Origin of the sequence: Tumebacillus lipolyticus (assembly GCF_042682745.1) — a bacterium.
Classification (GTDB): Bacteria; Bacillota; Bacilli; order Tumebacillales; family Tumebacillaceae; genus Tumebacillus_A; species Tumebacillus_A lipolyticus.
Genome location: NZ_JBHUIO010000002.1, coordinates 918,178 through 935,555, shown reverse-complemented (window position 1 = coordinate 935,555; position 17,378 = coordinate 918,178). Strand labels below are relative to the sequence as shown.

Here is a 17,378-nt window from a genome sequence, read left to right as displayed (position 1 = left end):
ATATACCTTTTTTTGCTCGAAGTAAATTTCTATATATAAAAGGTTAGAAAATAGGGCAAGCCGAAAAAAGGGATATATTGTATCTGATCGGGTGTGTGATCGACTCGAAACGTGGAGGAGGAATTCTGGGATGCAGAGGATCATGATGATACTGCTGCTGATCATGCTTCCGCTCAGTGTGATCGGGAAATATTTGCACTGGAACGAAGTTGCGCTGTTTGCGATCGCCTGTGCTGCGATCATTCCGCTGGCCGGGGTGATGGGGCGTGCGACGGAGAGTATCGCCATTCACAGCGGTCCGAAGATCGGCGGTTTGATGAACGCAACGTTCGGCAATGCGGTCGAATTGATCATCGCGTTTTTCGCGCTGCGGGAAGGCCTGATCGGAGTTGTTCAGGCATCGCTTACCGGCTCGATCATCGGCAACCTGCTGCTGGTGGCCGGCCTGTCGATGCTGATCGGCGGCGTGCGCTATCCCAAGCAGAAATTTAATCGCACCATCGCCGGAACGAATGCTGCGATGATGTTGCTCGGCGTGGTGATCGCATTGGTCATCCCGGCGATCTTCTCCCTGTCCCATCCGGGGACGATCGACATTCGAATGTCGGTCGGCGTTTCGATCGTCGTCCTCATCCTGTATCTGCTCGGGCTGTTCTTTTCTTTATTCACGCATCGCAACCTCTTTATTTACACGGAGAACATGGAGGAGGAAGAGGCGGAGTGGAGCGTTGGGAAAGCGATCGGCGTGTTGGCGATCGCGACGGTCGCCGTCGCCTATGAGTCGGAACTGCTCGTCCACACGATCGAGGCGGTCTCGCAGAAGTTGGGCTGGTCGGAAGTGTTTATCGGCGTGATCATCGTCGCGATCATCGGCAACGCGGCGGAACACTCTTCGGCGATTCTGATGGCCTGGCGCAACAAGATGGACTTGGCGCTGGAGATTGCGGTCGGCTCGTCGCTGCAGGTCGCGATGTTCGTCACGCCGGTGCTCGTCTTTCTGTCGCTCGCACTGGGCAATCATATGACGCTCGTCTTTACCTGGCCTGAGCTCGCTTCGATGGTGCTCGCCGTGTTTTTGATCAACTTTCTGGCTCAGGACGGAGAGTCGAACTGGTTGGAAGGTGCGATGGCGCTGGGCGCCTATCTGATCATCGGCATCGGCTTTTTCTTCCTGTAACCTGAAAACCAAAAGGCCCGCACAGAATGTGCGAGCCTTTTGGTGCGACTGCAGTCGATCAGACGACGCCGCCATCATATCCTGGGATGAGCAGGAAGAACAAGACGAAGATAATCAGAAAAACGACCGCCCAACGGGTATAGCCACCGAAGATCCCTACGCCATAGCCAGCAGCATGATGACCTGACATGGAACATACCCCCTCGTAGTTGGTTGATGTTGCCCGCGTACAGTCCTAGTACATGCGCGGGGAGGGGAATTTGTTCAGGGCAGATGACCACAGATGTCGCCTATTTTTCAGTATTCTGAATCTCGCGTGCAAAAGGCGCGTGACGAAAAGGTCGAGACAGGTTGCCCCGCTCGAACCGATCAGCCGATCGACTGAAAGCTGCTGAGGATGTTGCGGACATAGCGAGTCGTCTCACCGAACGGTGGGATGCCGCCATAGCGATCCACATTGCCAGGACCGGCGTTATAGGCGGCCAATGCGGTCGCCACATTGCCATCATAGCGATCGAGCATCTGCTTCAAGTAGCGAACGCCACCATCGAGATTCTGGGCGGGATCGTACACGTTCTCCACGCCGAGGCTTCGCGCGGTCGCAGGCATCAACTGCATCAGACCGCCAGCGCCGACCGAAGATGTTGCATATGGATTAAAACCCGATTCTTGTCGCACCACCGCGCGCACCAATTGCGGATCGACCCCGTGGCGCAGAGCGGCAGACCGGATCAGCTCGTCAAAATCGGTTGAACCGCCAAATGATGTGACTCGGCCAAAGCTCTGACCGTACCCGTTTGCCATGCCGAGGGAGAAGGGCAGCGTGCGCGTGCGCATGTTCGTCTGTGCAGGCAGATCGCTGCTGCTGAGCGCATCGCCTTGGCTTGCGAGCAATTCGGCGAGCAGCATCGAGAAATCGGAGCCTGAACCTGTGATGGAAGAGTTGGTGCCCAGCGGAGACGCCATCTGCGTCCGCATCAGGGCAGCGAGCAATTTTACGTCCATGTAGCACCTCGTTTCACCTATTCCTTTTAGTTTACTCGATAACTCGTCTTCGGTAAACTAAAAAAGGAGTGATTCGGAGGAGGCGAGACAGATGTGGCGTCGTTTGTTGAAATTTTTTGTGAACGGAATCTTGACCATCGTGCCGATCGGATTGGTGGTCTACGTGGTGGTGCAGGGCTTTCAGTTTTTTGACAGTCTGCTCGGCAACAAGCTGCGCGAGTCGCTCGGAGATGGTCTCTATGTACCAGGGCTTGGCATTTTGCTGACCCTCGTGCTGATCACGTTGGTCGGTTGGCTGACCACGCACTGGTTCAGCGCGCAGTTGATCGGGATCGTCGAATACATTCTGCAGCGCATTCCGTTTGTGAAGACGCTCTATAAGATCATCCGCGAGACGATCGAATCGCTGGTGGGTGAGAAAAGGTCGTTTTCGAAAGTTGCGCTGATCACCTTGCCAAACAATCCGATGAAGATGCTCGGGTTTGTGACGACCGAAGATGTGAAGCGGCTGGGTGATCAGCTGCACGATCATATCGCGGTCTATGTTCCTCAGACGTTTCAAGTGGCGGGCGTGACCTTCCTCGTGCCGAAGGAGCATGTTGAGATTTTAGAGCTGTCGCCGGAAGAGGCGATGCGCTTCATCTTGTCGGGCGGGGTATCTGGATCATGACGCAAAGCGGGGAGCGACAATACTCATTTGGAGTGGCAGCCCTTCCGTTTCTCTGCAGCATCACCGGGCTTCTGCTCTGTATCTACCTGTTCGATCTTCCCTTATATCTAGCGCTTCTTTTGGGGTGGGGTGTAGCGACTGCGGTGGCGAAACTCCACCGTTTTTCATGGCGGGAAGTCGCGAGCGGAACTTATCAGGGAATGAAGAGCACGATGATGGTGACCGGCATTTTGCTCCTGATCGCAGCTCTGATCTCCTCTTGGCTCGCATCGGGTACGGTTCCGGGGCTCATCTATTACGGCATGCAGCTGATCCGGCCGGAGTATCTGGTGGTGATGGCCTTTTTGTTGACGGCAGGAACTTCGATCGTGCTCGGCTCCTCGGTGGGGACGCTCTCCACGATGGGAGCTGCGATCGCAGGGCTTGGGATCGTCTATGGGATCTCACCGGCGCTGATCGGTGGCGCGCTGATCTCCGGGGCGATGGTCGGCGACCGAATGTCTCCCGTATCGGGGTCGTTTCACCTGCTCGCGTCGATGACGGGAACCAAGCCGGAGCACAATTATCGACCGCTGATGAAGACGGGCATTCCGATGATGATCATCGCAGGGGCGCTCTTCTTTTGGCTTGGCAGCGGAGCGGGGGCGAACGCGCCGACAGACCCGGTCGACTCGCCATTTGTTGCGCAGCTCGTCAACTCGTTTGATCTGCCGTGGACGGTGCTCGTTCCGCCAGCGCTCGTGCTGGTGCTGGCAGCGTTGCGCGTTTCGATTCAGATCAATTTATCGCTCGGAGTCCTCGCCGGCCTGATGCTTGCGACCTGGGTGCAGGAGGAATCGTTTCAAGCGGTGCTCAGCTCGATCTGGTTCGGCTATCAGCTCGCGCAGGATGGGGTGTCGATTCTGCACGGAGGCGGCGTGTGGCCGATGTTCAATCAGGTGCTGCTGATCTGCTGTGCCGGGATGTTAAACGGCGTGATGGAGGCGAGCGGAATGATGCAATCGCTCTTGCAGAGACTGCTCGGACGAATCGAACGCTATTTCGGGTTGATCCTGTCCACCGTGTCGCTGTCCGTCTCGATGGCGATGCTCGCCTGCAACCAGGCGCTGGCGATCATCGTGCCGGGCCGGGCGCTTCGACCTGTCTATGATCGCCTGCATGTTCCTGCGCAGGAGCTGGTGCGCACGATCGGGGACTCAGGTGTGGTCGCCTCTGCGCTGATCCCGTGGAACTTGCACGGAATTTTGTGCTCGGCTGCGATGGGGATCGCGACGACCACCTATTTTCCGTTCGCATTTTACCTTTGGGGATTACCAATTTTAACTATACTGTTGTCATTTCGGAAAAATCAGTTGAAATCGGATGGTATTACAACAATTCTGAATTGACAATTCGTTTTACAGTTAGTAATATTTAAAGTGGATGGGGTTTTCTTTTGCAATCCTGATTGATGGTTGCAGAGAAGTGAATGAGGGGGGATACAAATGAAGAAAAGAAGTTACAGTCAGTCGCTCGCTGATCTGAAATCCCTAGGTATTCGTCTGACACCTCAGAGACAAGTCATCCTACAGTTATTGAAGGAAACCAAGGAGCATCCGACAGCGGAGCAGGTGTATCACAAAATTGGGGAGAAGTTTCAAGGCATTTCGCTGGCCACAGTGTACAACACCTTGAATAAGCTGACTGAGCTTGGGGTCATCCGTGAACTGTCCTACGGGGACGGATCGAGTCGCTATGATGGCAATGATTCGGAGCACGCGCACTTGGTTTGTCAGCAGTGTGGTACGGTGATCGACATCGAGTGTCCGCAAGATGAGGTGGTCGTCACCCAAGAGGTGCGACAAGCAGGTTTTCAAGTATCTTCCTATCGACTAGAATATTATGGAATCTGTGCCTCGTGCAGCGAGAGCGCTGTCTATCAGTTGGATCACACTTATATGGTTCACGTATGAATGAAAGAGTCTGCACAGGGGTGTGCAGGCTCTTTTCTGTCTGGTACAATGGAATCACATCACAAGTTGACATATCTGGTGAGGTGATTCGAGATGCATAGAAGCTCATTTGCAAAATCCCTCGCGGATCTGAAGTCCCGCGGTGTGCGTCTGACTCCCCAGCGACAGATGATCTTGCGCTATTTAAAAGAGACGCATGAGCATCCGACAGCTGAGCAGATCTATCATCAGGTCAGCCAGGAGTTTGCAAGCATCAGCATGGCGACCGTTTACAATACGTTGCATCGTTTGACGGAGTTGGGTGTGATTCGCGAGCTGTCCTATGGGGACATGTCGAGCCGATATGATGGCAATGATTCGGAGCACGCGCATCTCGTTTGCGAAGTGTGTGGCAAGGTGGCCGATGTACCCTGTCCGCCGATCGAGAGGTTTACGTCTCCTGAGCTTTTCGCACACGGTTATGCGGTCGGTTCGTACCGACTGGAGTTTTACGGCCATTGTCCTGACTGTCAACAGAGTGGAGCAGGACAACGCGATTCGGAGCTCAACTAGTCGTCCCGTCCGCAGTGGCGGGACTTTTTATATTGGGAAGCGAAAGGGGGGAACGAGATGGGCGCGCTGTTTGTGATCGCTGCGATGCTGATCTGGGGCAGTGTGGGTGTCTTCGGGCGGTGGGCCGACCAACCGGCCACGGTGATCGTCTTCTATCGCGTGCTGTCCGCGTTTTTGGTGCTCGGTATCTATCAGCTGACGCGGGGCGCAGGCATTGCGCGCGCATGGAAGGAGGCGTCAGGACAGGTTCGCTATGTGGTTTTCGGCGGCGTGGTCTTGGCGCTGAACTGGATTTTCTTTTTCCAAGCGATCAAGATGACCTCGATGGCGAATGCGGTGTTGAGCTACTATGTTGCTCCTGTGCTCGTCACCCTGCTCGCTCCTCTGCTGCTGAAAGAGCGGCGAGAGCGGAAGACCTGGATTTATGTCGGGCTCGCATTTCTTGGGACGGTGATCATGAACCCGATGGGAGAGGCGGGCGAGAACCAGCTGTACGGGATGCTGTGCGGTTTTATCGCCGCCTTTTTCTACGCGCTGGTCACGATCTCCGGCAAAAAGGTGACGAAGATGGCGGCGCACACGCTGGTATTCTGGCAGACGGGCGTGGCGACGGTCGTCCTGCTCCCCTATGTGCTCTGGCAGGGGATGGTGTTGCCTTCCGCCACTTCGCTGTTGGTGATGGTCACCATCGGTGTCGTGCATACGGCGCTCGCCCTGACCCTGTACTTCATCGGGTTGGAGCGGGTAAAAGTGCAACAGGTGGGCGTGCTCGGCTATCTCGATCCGGTCAGCGCGATCCTGTTTGCCTACCTGTTCTTTGCGGAAGCTCCGCGCATGGAGACGTGGATCGGTGGAACTCTAATCCTGATCAGCTCCTACTTGATCATCAGGAGCAACCGAGCAGGAGGTTCGACAGATGGAGCAAAAGCGCAGGATGCGCCCGCTTGAGAAAGGCGTCTTCCTCTTCCTTTTGGCGGGCGGTTTGGCAGGTCTCTTGTTCATGTTTTATCTGCAAGCGAACGTGGACGACTGGAATGTCAAACAGGAGCCCGCTCAAAAAACCCTTTCCCAGGCGTGGGAAAGGGTTTTTTGTATCGAGTGCACGCCAATCGTGCCGATCAGACCCACTCCATCGTGACGATGTCACCATGTTGGATCGGGGTCATGAAGGTGGCGGGCAGTGCGTTGACTGTCAACTTCAGGTCGACCGCACCTGGTGGGCGCTCATCCTCGATGCGGATGTACCGGAAGAGATCGCTCAGCACAGGCTTCCAATCGGTCTCGACATCCGCCTCTGTCTGTTCGGCTCGCTGTGGCTGAAAGCGCAGATGATCCCCCTCGTCGACGACCTCATCGAGCTCTGCGGGCCTTCCGTTGCGGAGGATCGGCGGACGCGGCCCCTCGATGCTGTAGGGACGGTTGTTGCAGATCACCCCGATCGTCCGCGCCGGATGCTGGCTCTCATCGTAGAAGAAGCGAACCGTATAGAGCGGGTCTGGCAATTCTGCATATTCAAGCTCATCGCCATCCTGAAGTGGGCTGTCGAGAGTCACCGCGACGCCATTGCGCGTCAGCTCGTAGGTTTGATGCGGTAAGGAGACGAGCTCGCCGTCGATCGTGAGGGTAAAGCGCTGTGGGCTGGACAGCCGTTCGAGGTCTGCTGTCTGAAAGTCGGGCAGGCTCTTCAGCACGCTCTCGACTGTGAGCGCTTGCTCGAAGGTGATCCTGGCGCGGTCGGTGAGCGGGGTGTCGAGCGTCACCGGCTGGCCGTTGATCAGGATTTGCGGCGATCGCTCATAGCGCTCCCCGTTAAAGAAGATCTGCATCGGAGTCGGCAACACCGCTTCGGAGAGGACATCGCGCACGACAGCGGAGGCGTCCCTGCCAGGCGTTCCGCCGATGACTTCGATCTCATCGCCATGCTGGACGATGTCGTTGAGCATCGCTGGCCGACCGTTGGTCAAAAGTTGAGCGGGCGTGCCCAGCGTGCCGCGAATCAGCTTGACCGCACCTTGCACTTCGACAGTCAAGGCCAGACCTGGTCGGCCGTGCAGCTTGCGAATGTCGACATCGGCAGCGAGCAGACAGTCGCCGACGGTGATCTGGCGGAACTCGAACAGGCGAAGCGACTTGTCGTTCACGCGGATCGCCACCGAGGACACCGGGTGTTGCCAGGCGGCGAGCGCGATGCCGATCGGCGTCACCGCCTGTGGCCCGGTCAGCGATTCATGCTGCAAGGCGAGCTGTTTGATCGCCTCTGTGCCGCGGATTGCGACGCGCTCTTTGGGCAGCTTCAGCTCGGCAGCCAACAGGGGAGCGAGCATCGGCGTCTGCGACCCACCGCCGACCAGCATGACGGCTGCGGGCGCTTTTTGATTCAGCTTTAACACCTCGTAGCCGATCTGGGAGGCGAGGTTGCGCACCTCCTCCTGAATCGATTCGATCACATCGCGGGCCGGCATGCTGTACTCGATGCCCAGCACGTCGGAGAAGCTGACCACCTCTTCTGTCATCAGGCGGCGTTTGAGCAGCTCGGCGTCCGGAAAGTCGAGCAGGTGGCGCTGCGAAAGCGCCTCGGTGATCTCATCTCCCGCCACCGGTACCATGCCATAGGCGACGACCGTCCCTTCGGCAGTCAAGGCGATGTCGGAGGTTCCCGCTCCGATGTCGACGAGCACCAGGTTGAGCTTCCGCATCGAGGGTGGGATCAGCGCGTTGATCGCCGCGATCGGCTCAAGGGTCAGCGCGGCCATCTCCAGACCTGCTCGCTCCAGCGCCATCTGCAGAGAGTCGATGACGACGCGGGGCAGAAAGGTGGCGATGATCTCCACGCTCGCCTTTAAGCCGAACTGATCTTCGAGCGAGCCGATCACGCTGTCATCGAGCAGATGGTGAACGACCGTATAGCCGACACAGTGATAGCGAGCTGCGTCGGCTGCCAGCTCCTGCAGTTGGCGCTCGGCGTGCTGAACGGCTGTCAACTCCAAGGCGAGCACGACCTCGCGGGTGATCCGCTCCCCTTGGATGTCGCGGTCGACACGGGTGCGAATCGTCTTTAATGAACGTCCAGCCGCTGCGACTGCCACCTTCTGCAGCGGCCCGGTCTCTTGCTCCAACCGTTCTTTCACTCGACGAATCACGTCGGCGACGAGGGCGACGTCGTGAATCTGACCGTCGAGCATCGCCCGCGTGGCATGTTCCATCGCGACAGTCGCAGCCACTTCCAACTGACCTGCTTGGTCAAAGCGGGCGACGAGACCGACCACCGAGCGGGTGCCGATGTCCAGGGCGAATATTTGTTCTTCGTGATGGGCCAAGCGAAGACCCCCTTTTTCAGAGAATGATTACCGGGTGATGACCGCGAACCCCTTGTCGTGCAGACGCTGCAAGATTCGCTCTTGGTGTGCGTTGTCGCGCGTCTCGATGTCGATCTCCACCTCCGCCTCGCCGAGCATGACGCGAGAGCCCATGCGATGGTGTTGGATGCCGATGATGTTCGCTCGCTCTTCGGCGAAGACGGCGAGGATGTCCTGCAAGACGCCCGGCTTGTCCGGCACGTTGGTGTTGATGCGCAGATAGCGTCCCGCTTCGACCAGGCCGCGCTCGATGATCCGCGACAGGAAGTTCACGTCGACGTTGCCGCCGGAGATCAGCACCGCCACCTTTTTGTCGCGGAAGGGGAGCTTGTCGTAGAGGACGGCTGCGAGGCCGGTCGCGCCCGCTCCTTCGACCACCATCTTGTTGCGCTCGATGGCGAGCAACATCGCGCGGGCGATCTCCTCCTCTTCGACCGTCACGATATGATCGACATATTGGCGCGTGAGCTGGTAGGTGAAGTCGCCCGGGCGGCGCACGCAGATCCCGTCGGCGATGGTCGCCACCTGTGCGAGCGTGCCGATCTCACCCGCTTCGATCGAAGTCTTCATACAGGCGGCGCCTGCCGCTTCCACTCCGACGATCTGCAAGTCCGGCTTGATCAGCTTCGCAGCCAGCGCGATCCCGGCGATCAAGCCGCCGCCGCCGATCGGGGCGACGAGCGCGTCCACATCGGGCAGCTGTTCGAGGATTTCGAGGGCGATCGTGCCTTGTCCGGCGATCACCGTCGGATCGTCAAACGCGTGCACGAACGTCATGCCGTGCTCTTGTTGCAGTTCGAGCGCTTTCGCATACGCTTCATCGTAGTTGCTGCCGTACAGGATGACCTGAGCGCCATAGCGAGCGGTCGCTTCCACTTTTGACAGCGGTGCCGCTTCCGGCATGACGATGATGCAGGGAATGCCGGCGTTGGCAGCGCCGTACGCCACACCTTGCGCATGGTTGCCTGCCGATGCGGCGATGACGCCGCGCGTTCGCTCCTCTTCAGTCAGAGTGGCGATCTTATGAAAGGCGCCGCGAATTTTGAACGATCCCGTTTTTTGCAAGTTTTCCAGCTTCAAAAAGATCTCGTTGTGGGAAAGGTCGGAAAACGTTTTCGAGTAGTCGAGCGGGGTGCAGTGAATCACACCTTGCAAGTTTTTTTGTGCGGTGAGAAAGTCAGTTTTTGTGATCAAGTTGGGCACACCTTTCTGTATGGACACCTCTATTGTCAGTGGAATTTTCATATGCTATAATCAGGATTAAAATTTGTCGCTTTATCAAATTACAGCAGGAAAGCAATAGACAAAAGGTGACAAGTTCCCTTTTATTCTACCATGAAATTGATAGGTGAAAACACCGTTCGGGAGGCGCCGATCCATGTCAGAAGAAATTTTGAACAACGTGAGAAAAAATCTGTTTGCTATCAAGCCCTACCAGCCAGGAAAACCGATCTCCGATGTGAAGCGGGACTACGGCTTGAGCGATGTGATCAAGCTCGGGTCAAACGAAAACCCGCTCGGGCCCTCTAAGCTTGCTCAGCAAGCGATCGCAGAAGCTCTGCAAGGTGTCAATCGCTATCCGGACCCGGGAGCGTTCTCTTTAAAGGAAGCGTTGAGCAAGAAGCATGGCGTGGAAACGAAACAGATCCTCGTCGGAAACGGTTCGGATGACACGATCAAGCTGATCTCGGAGACGTTCTTGCAGCAGGGGGCGGAGATCGTCGTGCCCTCCCCGTCGTTTTCGCAATATTGGTTTGGCGCCCAATTGATGGATGCCACGACGGTCGCTGTGCCGCTGACAGCCGATTTTGAATATGATTTCGAAGCGATGTTGAGCGCGGTGACAGCGAGTACGAAGCTGCTCTATCTCTGCTCGCCGAACAATCCGACGGGCAACTACATCCGCCAAGCGGATCTGCAGGCTTTCCTCGACCGCGTGCCGGCTCACGTACTGGTGATCCTCGACGAAGCGTACAATGAATATGTGGTGGAGAACGACTATGCGCAAGGCATTGATTTCCTCAAGCAGGGGTACAATGTTATCGTCATGCGAACGTTCTCGAAGATGTACGCGCTGGCAGGTTTGCGCCTCGGTTATGTGATGGGGCCGGCGGAAGTGATCGACGCGATCAACCGCACTCGCGAACCGTTCAACGCCAACCTGCTCGCACAGACGGCGGCGATCGCTGCGCTCGATGATGCTGACCATGTGGAAGCGTCGCGCAAGCAGAACCGTGAGGGGATGCAGCGCTTGCAGGCGGGGCTTGAGAAACTCGGGTATCAGCTGCTGCCCTCGCAGGGGAACTTTGCCATCTTCAACACGGGACTAGACGATCAAAAGCTGTTCGACCTCCTGTTGCGCGAAGGCGTGATCGTCCGCAGCGGGACTCCGCTCGGGCTGCCGGGATATCTGCGCGTTTCGATCGGGCTTCTGGAGGAGGTCGACCGATTTTTGAGCGTTTTCGAAAAGGTGGTTTCCAGCGCTGTGCGAAACGTGTAAAATAGACTTGATCCAATATTGAGCTGAGGAGAGTGAGTTGAGATGAGCAAGCAGAGGTTTGATGAGTTGCGCAAGCAGCTCGACGAGGTAAATTTGGAGATTCTGGCCGTCTTGAACAGTCGCGCCCAACTGGTGCAGGAGATCGGTCTGCTCAAGACAGGCAAAGGAACGGAGCGCTTCGATCCGATTCGAGAGAAGGAGATGCTGGATCTGGTGGTTCAGGCGAATACTGGACCCTTTTCGGATGACACGATTCGTCATCTGTTCAAACAGATCTTTCAGGCGTCGCTCGGATTGCAAGAAGAGGAGAAGAAGTCGCTGTTGATCTCGCGCAAGAACAAGTCGCAAGATACGGTGGTACAGGTCGGACCGCTCGCCGTTGGCGGAGGCACTCCGATCATCATCTCCGGCCCGTGCTCGGTGGAGACGGAAGCGCAGATGGAGGCGGTCGCCTCCCATCTGCAAGGCGAGGGGATCGCGCTGCTTCGCGGCGGCGCCTACAAGCCGCGCACCTCGCCCTACGATTTTCAAGGGTTGGGCAAAGAGGGCCTGCGCATTTTGAGCGAGACGGCCAAGCGACATCAGATGGTCTGCGTCTCGGAGATCGTCACACCGGAAGATGTGGAGATGGCCTGCGAATATCTTGATGTGATCCAGATCGGGGCGCGCAACATGCAAAACTTCGAGCTGCTGAAAGCGGCAGGTTCGGTTCGCAAGCCGATCTTGTTAAAGCGCGGATTGGCGGCGACGATCGAGGAACTGCTCTACGCTGCCGAATATATCGCTTCAAGAGGGAACGACCAGATCATCCTCTGCGAGCGCGGGATTCGCACCTATGAGAAGGCGACGCGCAACACGCTGGACATCTCGGCGGTGCCGATCTTGAAGCAGGAGTCGCATCTGCCGGTCGTCGTCGATATTTCCCACTCGACAGGCCGCAAGGACATCATGTTCCCGATTGCCAAAGCGGCGCTGGCTGTCGGCGCGGACGGTCTGATCATCGAGACGCACAACGAGCCTGCTGTCGCGCTGTCCGATGCGAAACAGCAGTTGGATCTCGATCAATTCAGCACGCTGCTCAACCAACTTCGCCAAAGCGGTTTTCTTCCGACGACCGTTCAGGCGTAACATCCCGAACTGTACACGCCCCGACTCTCGATCGGGCTCTGTCTTCTCGACAGGGTCGATCGGGGAGTCGGGGCTTTTTGCTTTTGCGCTTTGCTTGTGCCGGCAGGAGCGATGCGGCAGACTTGACGACAGATAGAAAAAAAGCTCTGCCGATGTGGGCAGAGCTTCTGGTTGACGATTAGCGTTTGCGGAACAGGGAGATCAGGGAGAGCAACAGGGCGCCGCCAGCCAACGCGATCGGCAAGGTGTTGCTTGCGCTCGTCGACTCTTTCGCTTCGCCATCGCTGTGATCTGCGTGATCGGCTGAGCCAGTCCCACCGTGATGATCCTCTCCTGCTGCCGCTTGCGTCAGCGTGCTGACCGAGGCGGGCGTCTGGGAATCTGCATCGCCTGTCCACTCGACGACCGACTTGTCCGAGTAGGTTTGGTACGCTTTGAAGACCAGCGTGCCTGCGCCCACCTCTTTCGGATTGGCACCGACGAAGGAGAATTCCACGAACTCATGCTGCTTGATGCCGCCGTTGGTCGCCGTCCAGGTGATCGACTTGTTCACGCCTTCCGAATCTTTCTCAAACTCGTAGTTCCAGCCGGGAAGAGGCATGACGGTCGAGACTTTCATACCGGTTGGGAACTCGACGCGAACTTGCGTGGTGTTGATCTCCTTCTCGACCGGAACGCGAACGGTGTATTTTTCATAGGCGCCCGTCTTCGTCTCTTTCGGCCAGACGGTGACGTGGGCGGAAGCGGTTCCGGCAAACAGGGTGAGCGCAGTGGTCATCAGCACGGCTGCGGCGATCGGTTTCAATTTCATAGTAGGTTCCTCCTCAATACGTTAGGGGTAAGCGATCAGGCTCATCCAGATGCCTGCGAGAATGACCAGCAGGCCGATCAGCCATTCGATGCGAAGCAGTTTTACAGACAGGGCGGTCGGGTCTTTTCGCCAACGGCTGGACTGACGCAAGGCGAGCAGCAGCATGATCAACATCAGGCCGATCTTGCTGAACAGCAGTGAGCTCCACGTTCCACTGGCGGTGAAGAGTGCGCTCCAATCGGTCTGCAAGCTGACCATCAGCACGCCTGTGAGCGCGACCGCAAGCGAGGCGATCAGAAAAGCGCGCAGGAAAAAGGCGCGAGATCTGCTCTTGTCGATCTGCTTTCGCCACAGGAGCAACAGGTAGCAGATGCCGCCTAGCCACAGCGCGATCGAGAGCAGATGCATCATGCGAAGCGCGATCGAAAGCCAGGTCGGCTCGATGGCGAGCGCATGTCCGCTCAGGGCGAGGTTGAGCGTGATCAGCCCGAGCATCAGGGCGGTCCAACCTCTTATCATGCCCGGCAGTGCGATCAGCAGCAAGAGCAACAATTGAATCAGTGCCATTCGCAGGAATGGCGTCTCAAGCAGTATGTCAAAACGACCTTGAGCGAAGAAGAATGTGAACGGGTCTTTTTGCAAGACATAGAGATAGGAGACTCCCTCACCTACGGTGAGCGCGAGCAACAAAGCCCAGCCGATTTGCTTAAAACGCCCGAGCAGTTCGGAAGCGCTCGGAAGCGACATCCTCTGTGCAAGCGTGGACAGCAGGTACAGTCCGCTCGCGATCAGCAACACGCCTTCTGCGATCATGCGCAAGACAGAGTGGACGGTCGAGTCGGACTGTCCTGCACTTGTGCTTTCGGTGATCGGCGTGATCGTCTCCGATTCTTGCCCGAGGGCAAAGGAGATCTCGCCGTTCATTCGGTGACCATCTTCGGAGATGATGCTCCACAGCAGCCGATAGGAGCCCTCTTCTAATCCGTCGGGCAGCGCGGCGTACGTTTCGGACGCGTTGCCTTTGGTCAGCTGTGGAGCAGACAGGTCGAGCTCTTTGGCATCCCACCGATACAGTTTGAGTTCGATCAGCTCAGGTTCCAGCGGTTCGTTGAACTGGAGCCGCAATGTCCCAGGGTTCTGCTGAAGTACCTCTCCCTCCGCTGGCGTGCTCTTGATCAGCGTGGCATGCGCAAGCGCGGGGGAGGTCAGCAGAAAGAGGAACAGGAGGCACATTCCGAGAAGTGCACTTTTTTTCATCGGCACCACCTTAATTTCGATCTGCTTACTACGTTTTTTACTATACGGACAACCGAGGCTGCTCAATATAGCCCAATCGGGCTATTTTTGTGAACGGATGCGTATACTTTGTGAACGACTGCGCTTTTCTGCACGTGAGCTAAGGGAAACAGCGGGGGAGGTGAAAGGATGGAAGTGGGATTGATCTCGGTGCTAGCTTTTGGATTTCTGCTCGGGATGAAGCATGCGATCGAGCCGGATCATGTGATCGCCGTCTCGACGATCGCGTCGCAGAGCAAGAAGTTTTGGCGAGCTGGGCTCGCCGGAGTCTTTTGGGGCATCGGGCACACGGCGACTCTGTTTGCGGTCGGTCTCGTGCTCTTGCTGCTGAAGGGCGAGATGCCGGAAACGCTCGCGATGACGCTGGAGTTTGCGGTGGGGGTCATGCTGGTCTACCTGGGTGTGAACGCGCTGCGCAAGTTTCGCAGACAGCAAGTTCACGCACATCTTCACGCGCATGGCGAGGTGGTGCACAGCCATTTTCATTCGCACGAACAGGGCGGTGAACACGATCATTCGCATCATCGGATCTCCTATCTGAAATCGGTGCTGATCGGCTTTGTTCATGGCTTGGCTGGCAGCGCCGCGATGATGCTGTTGACCTTGGAGACGGTCGATTCGATCGGTCAGGCGCTGCTGTTCATCCTGATCTTCGGCTTGGGCACGATTCTCAGCATGTTGCTGTTCACCGCGGCGATCAGCGTTCCGTTCCTGATGGCGGCGACAAAGCCTTCGTTTCACAACATGCTCCTCGGGGTGACAGGCGTGATCTCCGCAGTCTTTGGTCTGTATTACATGTATGGCATCGGGGTCACCGACGGGCTGTTCAAGCTATGGGTCTCTTGAGCTGATAAGCGCTGTATGCCCGCTCTCGTGCACCGAGCGCGAAGTGGAAAAGCCATGATCGATGCACCGATCATGGCTTTTCCAATCGAAAACCGTGCCGCACCGCATAGGCGGCCAACTGCACGCGGTTGTCGAGATTCAGTTTTTCCAGAATGTTCTTGATGTGGTTTTTCACCGTGTTTTCGGAGATGATCAGGCGCTCGGCCACCTGCTTGTTCGTATCTCCGACCGCCACGCAGGCTAAGATCTCCCGTTCGCGCCCGGTGAGCAGGGTGGGGGGCTGTTCGTTCGCCGTTTTTTCAACTCGGAACCCATGCAGCAACCGATCGGCCATCTCGCGCGGAATCTCACCGCTTTCATCGAGCAGGGCGTGGAGGTAGTGCAGCCAATCGTCCGGATCGAGATTTTTCAGCAGATAGCCCTGCGCCCCATATTGGATCGCCGTAAACAGGTCGGACACATCGTCCGATACGGTGAGGATGACCACTTTGATCTTGCTGTTCATCTTTTTGATCAGCCTGGTGGCTTCCAGCCCGTCCAACTGCGGCATGCGGATGTCCATCAACACCAGGTCGGGTAAAAGCGATGCGGCGAGCTCGACCGCCTCCTGCCCATTGCGGGCCTCCCCGATCAGCTCAAAGCCATCCTCTCCGTCGAGCAACGTGCGGACAGCAGCGCGGGATAGCGAATGATCGTCGGCGATCAGCACACGATAGCGATTCATCAGACACGCCCCTCTTTCTCTGAGATAAAGGACAGTTGCGTGCCACCAGCAGCTGTTCGTTCGATCTGAAAAACAGCTCCTAGCTTTTGCGCACGCTCGCGCATCATCGTCATGCCGTACGAGTTCTGTTCCGCTTCGTGCAGCTCGATGCCAATCCCGTCGTCGCAGATCAAAAGCTGCCAACCGCCCGTCTTCGTCTGACACATCGTCAGGTTGACATGCTTCGCGCCAGAATGTTTGCGGATGTTGGCAAATGCCTCTTGGACGATGCCGAAGAGCTGTACCTGATCGGCTGAAGAGAAGTAATGGTCGGGCAGTTCAAGGCGTTCCTTCACCTCGATGTCGGTCAGCATCGAAAAATCGCTGAGCCATTTTTGCAAGCGCAGGTTGAGGGAAAGACTCTCCTCAGGAAGCGAGCGCAGGTTGAAGATCGCCTGGCGAACCTGTTGGTCGATCGTGGCGACAGCAGCGCTCGCTTCGTCAAGCCGACCTTTTTTCAGCTTGACGTTCAAGAAGAACAGCGTCTGGGAGATACCGTCGTGCAGCTCTTGCGCAAGGCGCTCCCGCTCCTCGTAGACCGCTCGCTTCGCCTGCTCTTCCGCCAGATGGTCGGTGATGCGCCGCAGCTTGCGAAACATCCAAGTGGCGAAGAGAAACGAGAGGACAAAGGTGAGTATCGTGATATAGAGATTGCCATCTTCCATCGAGATCGTATCGAGCAACCAATCATGGCGAATGTATTCGAATCCGCCGATGAGCAGAGTGGGCAACAGCACGGTGAACGTTTTTAATGTGCGGTAGGTCATCAGAACCGTCCTTTTGTTGGTAGAATCATGTTCTACCGTACCATTCTGCTCCTCGGTTGGCAATCGCTTACCTGACGATCACACCATCGGCGCCATGATCCAAAAAGAGCTGCTGCACCAGCTCGCGATTGTCGTCCGTCACTTCGGCGGAGAGGAGGATTTTGCCGCTGGCCACCTCCCGATGGTAGTGTTCAGCGTTCGGCGCCGAGATGCCGAGATCGACCAGCGCACCGACCATGCCGCCGCTCCACGATCCGTAGGCGGCACCCGCCAAGGGGCCGAGCGTGATCAACAGGCTGCCCGCTGTCGGATAGAGCGCTGTTGCAAATCCGGCGGTGATGCCGAGCACAGCGCCGATGCCAGCGCCGATCAGCGTTCCGTCCACGATGTTGTCAGTCTCGTACTGCTTTTCCACATAGTCGGGCAGTTGGTCCGCTTTGGTGATCGCCGAAATCTTCTCCGTCGGAACATAGGGCGCGAGCGTACCGATCATCGCCCGCACCGCCTCTTCTCTCTCGAACAATCCAAACACATGCTGTGTCATCCCGATCACAC

The 17,378-nt window shown here is 57.0% G+C and carries 19 protein-coding genes; 10 read left to right on the top strand and 9 right to left on the bottom strand.

The annotated features are described in order from the left end of the window. The first annotated feature begins 130 nt into the window (after positions 1–130). Positions 131–1,177: a calcium/proton exchanger gene (cax, locus tag ACFSOY_RS03615; RefSeq protein WP_386044155.1), complete on the top strand. Its 1,047-nt coding sequence runs from the start codon at positions 131–133 to the stop codon at positions 1,175–1,177. Positions 1,178–1,235: 58 nt separating this feature from the next. On the opposite strand, the gene ACFSOY_RS03610 is transcribed toward cax, so the two are convergent. Then, the gene (locus tag ACFSOY_RS03610) at positions 1,236–1,367 is read right to left on the bottom strand and encodes a hypothetical protein (protein ID WP_386044154.1); all 132 of its coding nucleotides are present in this window, start codon (positions 1,365–1,367) and stop codon (positions 1,236–1,238) included. A gap of 179 nt (positions 1,368–1,546) precedes the next feature. Beyond that, positions 1,547–2,182, bottom strand: a complete 636-nt coding sequence (locus ACFSOY_RS03605; protein WP_386044153.1) for a lytic transglycosylase domain-containing protein — start codon at positions 2,180–2,182, stop codon at positions 1,547–1,549. Between the two features lie 91 nt (positions 2,183–2,273). Between ACFSOY_RS03605 and ACFSOY_RS03600 the strand changes: the two genes are divergently transcribed. The 6 genes from ACFSOY_RS03600 (at position 2,274) to ACFSOY_RS03575 (ending at position 6,494) form a co-directional block, all read left to right on the top strand. Further along, entirely contained in the window at positions 2,274–2,852 is a 579-nt protein-coding gene (locus ACFSOY_RS03600; protein ID WP_386044152.1) for a DUF502 domain-containing protein, read from the top strand. After that, the gene (locus tag ACFSOY_RS03595; protein WP_386044151.1) at positions 2,849–4,240 is read left to right on the top strand and encodes a Na+/H+ antiporter NhaC family protein; all 1,392 of its coding nucleotides are present in this window, start codon (positions 2,849–2,851) and stop codon (positions 4,238–4,240) included. Before ACFSOY_RS03600 ends, ACFSOY_RS03595 begins: the two co-directional genes overlap by 4 nt. A 96-nt stretch (positions 4,241–4,336) precedes the next feature. Further along, complete coding sequence (locus tag ACFSOY_RS03590) at positions 4,337–4,804, top strand: Fur family transcriptional regulator (protein WP_386044150.1); 468 nt, start codon at positions 4,337–4,339, stop codon at positions 4,802–4,804. Between the two features lie 93 nt (positions 4,805–4,897). Next, entirely contained in the window at positions 4,898–5,356 is a 459-nt protein-coding gene (locus ACFSOY_RS03585) for a Fur family transcriptional regulator (protein WP_386044149.1), read from the top strand. A gap of 57 nt (positions 5,357–5,413) precedes the next feature. Continuing rightward, positions 5,414–6,304, top strand: coding sequence for a DMT family transporter (locus ACFSOY_RS03580; protein ID WP_386044148.1), 891 nt, complete (start codon positions 5,414–5,416; stop codon positions 6,302–6,304). Then, positions 6,273–6,494 carry a hypothetical protein gene (locus tag ACFSOY_RS03575; protein ID WP_386044147.1) on the top strand — a complete coding sequence of 74 codons (222 nt, stop codon included), beginning with the start codon at positions 6,273–6,275 and terminating at the stop codon, positions 6,492–6,494. The genes ACFSOY_RS03580 and ACFSOY_RS03575 overlap by 32 nt, the downstream gene beginning before the upstream one ends. Here ACFSOY_RS03575 and ACFSOY_RS03570 read toward each other — a convergent pair. Together ACFSOY_RS03570 and ilvA are read right to left on the bottom strand one after the other, a co-directional pair. Continuing rightward, complete coding sequence (locus ACFSOY_RS03570) at positions 6,475–8,673, bottom strand: cell division protein FtsA (protein ID WP_386044146.1); 2,199 nt, start codon at positions 8,671–8,673, stop codon at positions 6,475–6,477. The two genes, ACFSOY_RS03575 and ACFSOY_RS03570, sit on opposite strands and share 20 nt — an antisense overlap. A 27-nt stretch (positions 8,674–8,700) precedes the next feature. Then, positions 8,701–9,906, bottom strand: a complete 1,206-nt coding sequence (gene ilvA / locus ACFSOY_RS03565; RefSeq protein ID WP_386044145.1) for a threonine ammonia-lyase — start codon at positions 9,904–9,906, stop codon at positions 8,701–8,703. 184 nt (positions 9,907–10,090) lie between these two features. Between ilvA and hisC the strand changes: the two genes are divergently transcribed. Together hisC and ACFSOY_RS03555 are read left to right on the top strand one after the other, a co-directional pair. Continuing rightward, complete coding sequence (gene hisC, locus ACFSOY_RS03560; RefSeq protein ID WP_386044144.1) at positions 10,091–11,212, top strand: histidinol-phosphate transaminase; 1,122 nt, start codon at positions 10,091–10,093, stop codon at positions 11,210–11,212. 42 nt (positions 11,213–11,254) lie between these two features. Next, complete coding sequence (locus ACFSOY_RS03555; protein ID WP_386044143.1) at positions 11,255–12,340, top strand: bifunctional 3-deoxy-7-phosphoheptulonate synthase/chorismate mutase; 1,086 nt, start codon at positions 11,255–11,257, stop codon at positions 12,338–12,340. Between the two features lie 178 nt (positions 12,341–12,518). Here ACFSOY_RS03555 and ACFSOY_RS03550 read toward each other — a convergent pair whose 3' ends face one another. Then, positions 12,519–13,151, bottom strand: coding sequence for a YcnI family copper-binding membrane protein (locus ACFSOY_RS03550; RefSeq protein ID WP_386044142.1), 633 nt, complete (start codon positions 13,149–13,151; stop codon positions 12,519–12,521). A gap of 21 nt (positions 13,152–13,172) precedes the next feature. Then, positions 13,173–14,408, bottom strand: a complete 1,236-nt coding sequence (locus ACFSOY_RS03545) for a copper resistance CopC/CopD family protein (RefSeq protein ID WP_386044141.1) — start codon at positions 14,406–14,408, stop codon at positions 13,173–13,175. Between the two features lie 168 nt (positions 14,409–14,576). Between ACFSOY_RS03545 and ACFSOY_RS03540 the strand changes: the two genes are divergently transcribed. Continuing rightward, positions 14,577–15,293, top strand: coding sequence for an urease accessory protein UreH domain-containing protein (locus ACFSOY_RS03540; protein ID WP_386044140.1), 717 nt, complete (start codon positions 14,577–14,579; stop codon positions 15,291–15,293). Between the two features lie 70 nt (positions 15,294–15,363). Here ACFSOY_RS03540 and ACFSOY_RS03535 read toward each other — a convergent pair whose 3' ends face one another. The 3 genes from ACFSOY_RS03535 to ACFSOY_RS03525 all read right to left on the bottom strand — a co-directional run bounded on the left by ACFSOY_RS03535 (position 15,364) and on the right by ACFSOY_RS03525 (position 17,367). Further along, positions 15,364–16,017, bottom strand: a complete 654-nt coding sequence (locus ACFSOY_RS03535; protein ID WP_386044139.1) for a response regulator — start codon at positions 16,015–16,017, stop codon at positions 15,364–15,366. After that, a complete protein-coding gene (locus ACFSOY_RS03530) occupies positions 16,017–16,823 on the bottom strand; it encodes a sensor histidine kinase (protein WP_386044138.1) in 807 nt (268 codons plus the stop codon). The genes ACFSOY_RS03535 and ACFSOY_RS03530 overlap by 1 nt, the downstream gene beginning before the upstream one ends. A gap of 67 nt (positions 16,824–16,890) precedes the next feature. Beyond that, entirely contained in the window at positions 16,891–17,367 is a 477-nt protein-coding gene (locus tag ACFSOY_RS03525; RefSeq protein ID WP_386044137.1) for a hypothetical protein, read from the bottom strand. Positions 17,368–17,378: the final 11 nt, after the last annotated feature.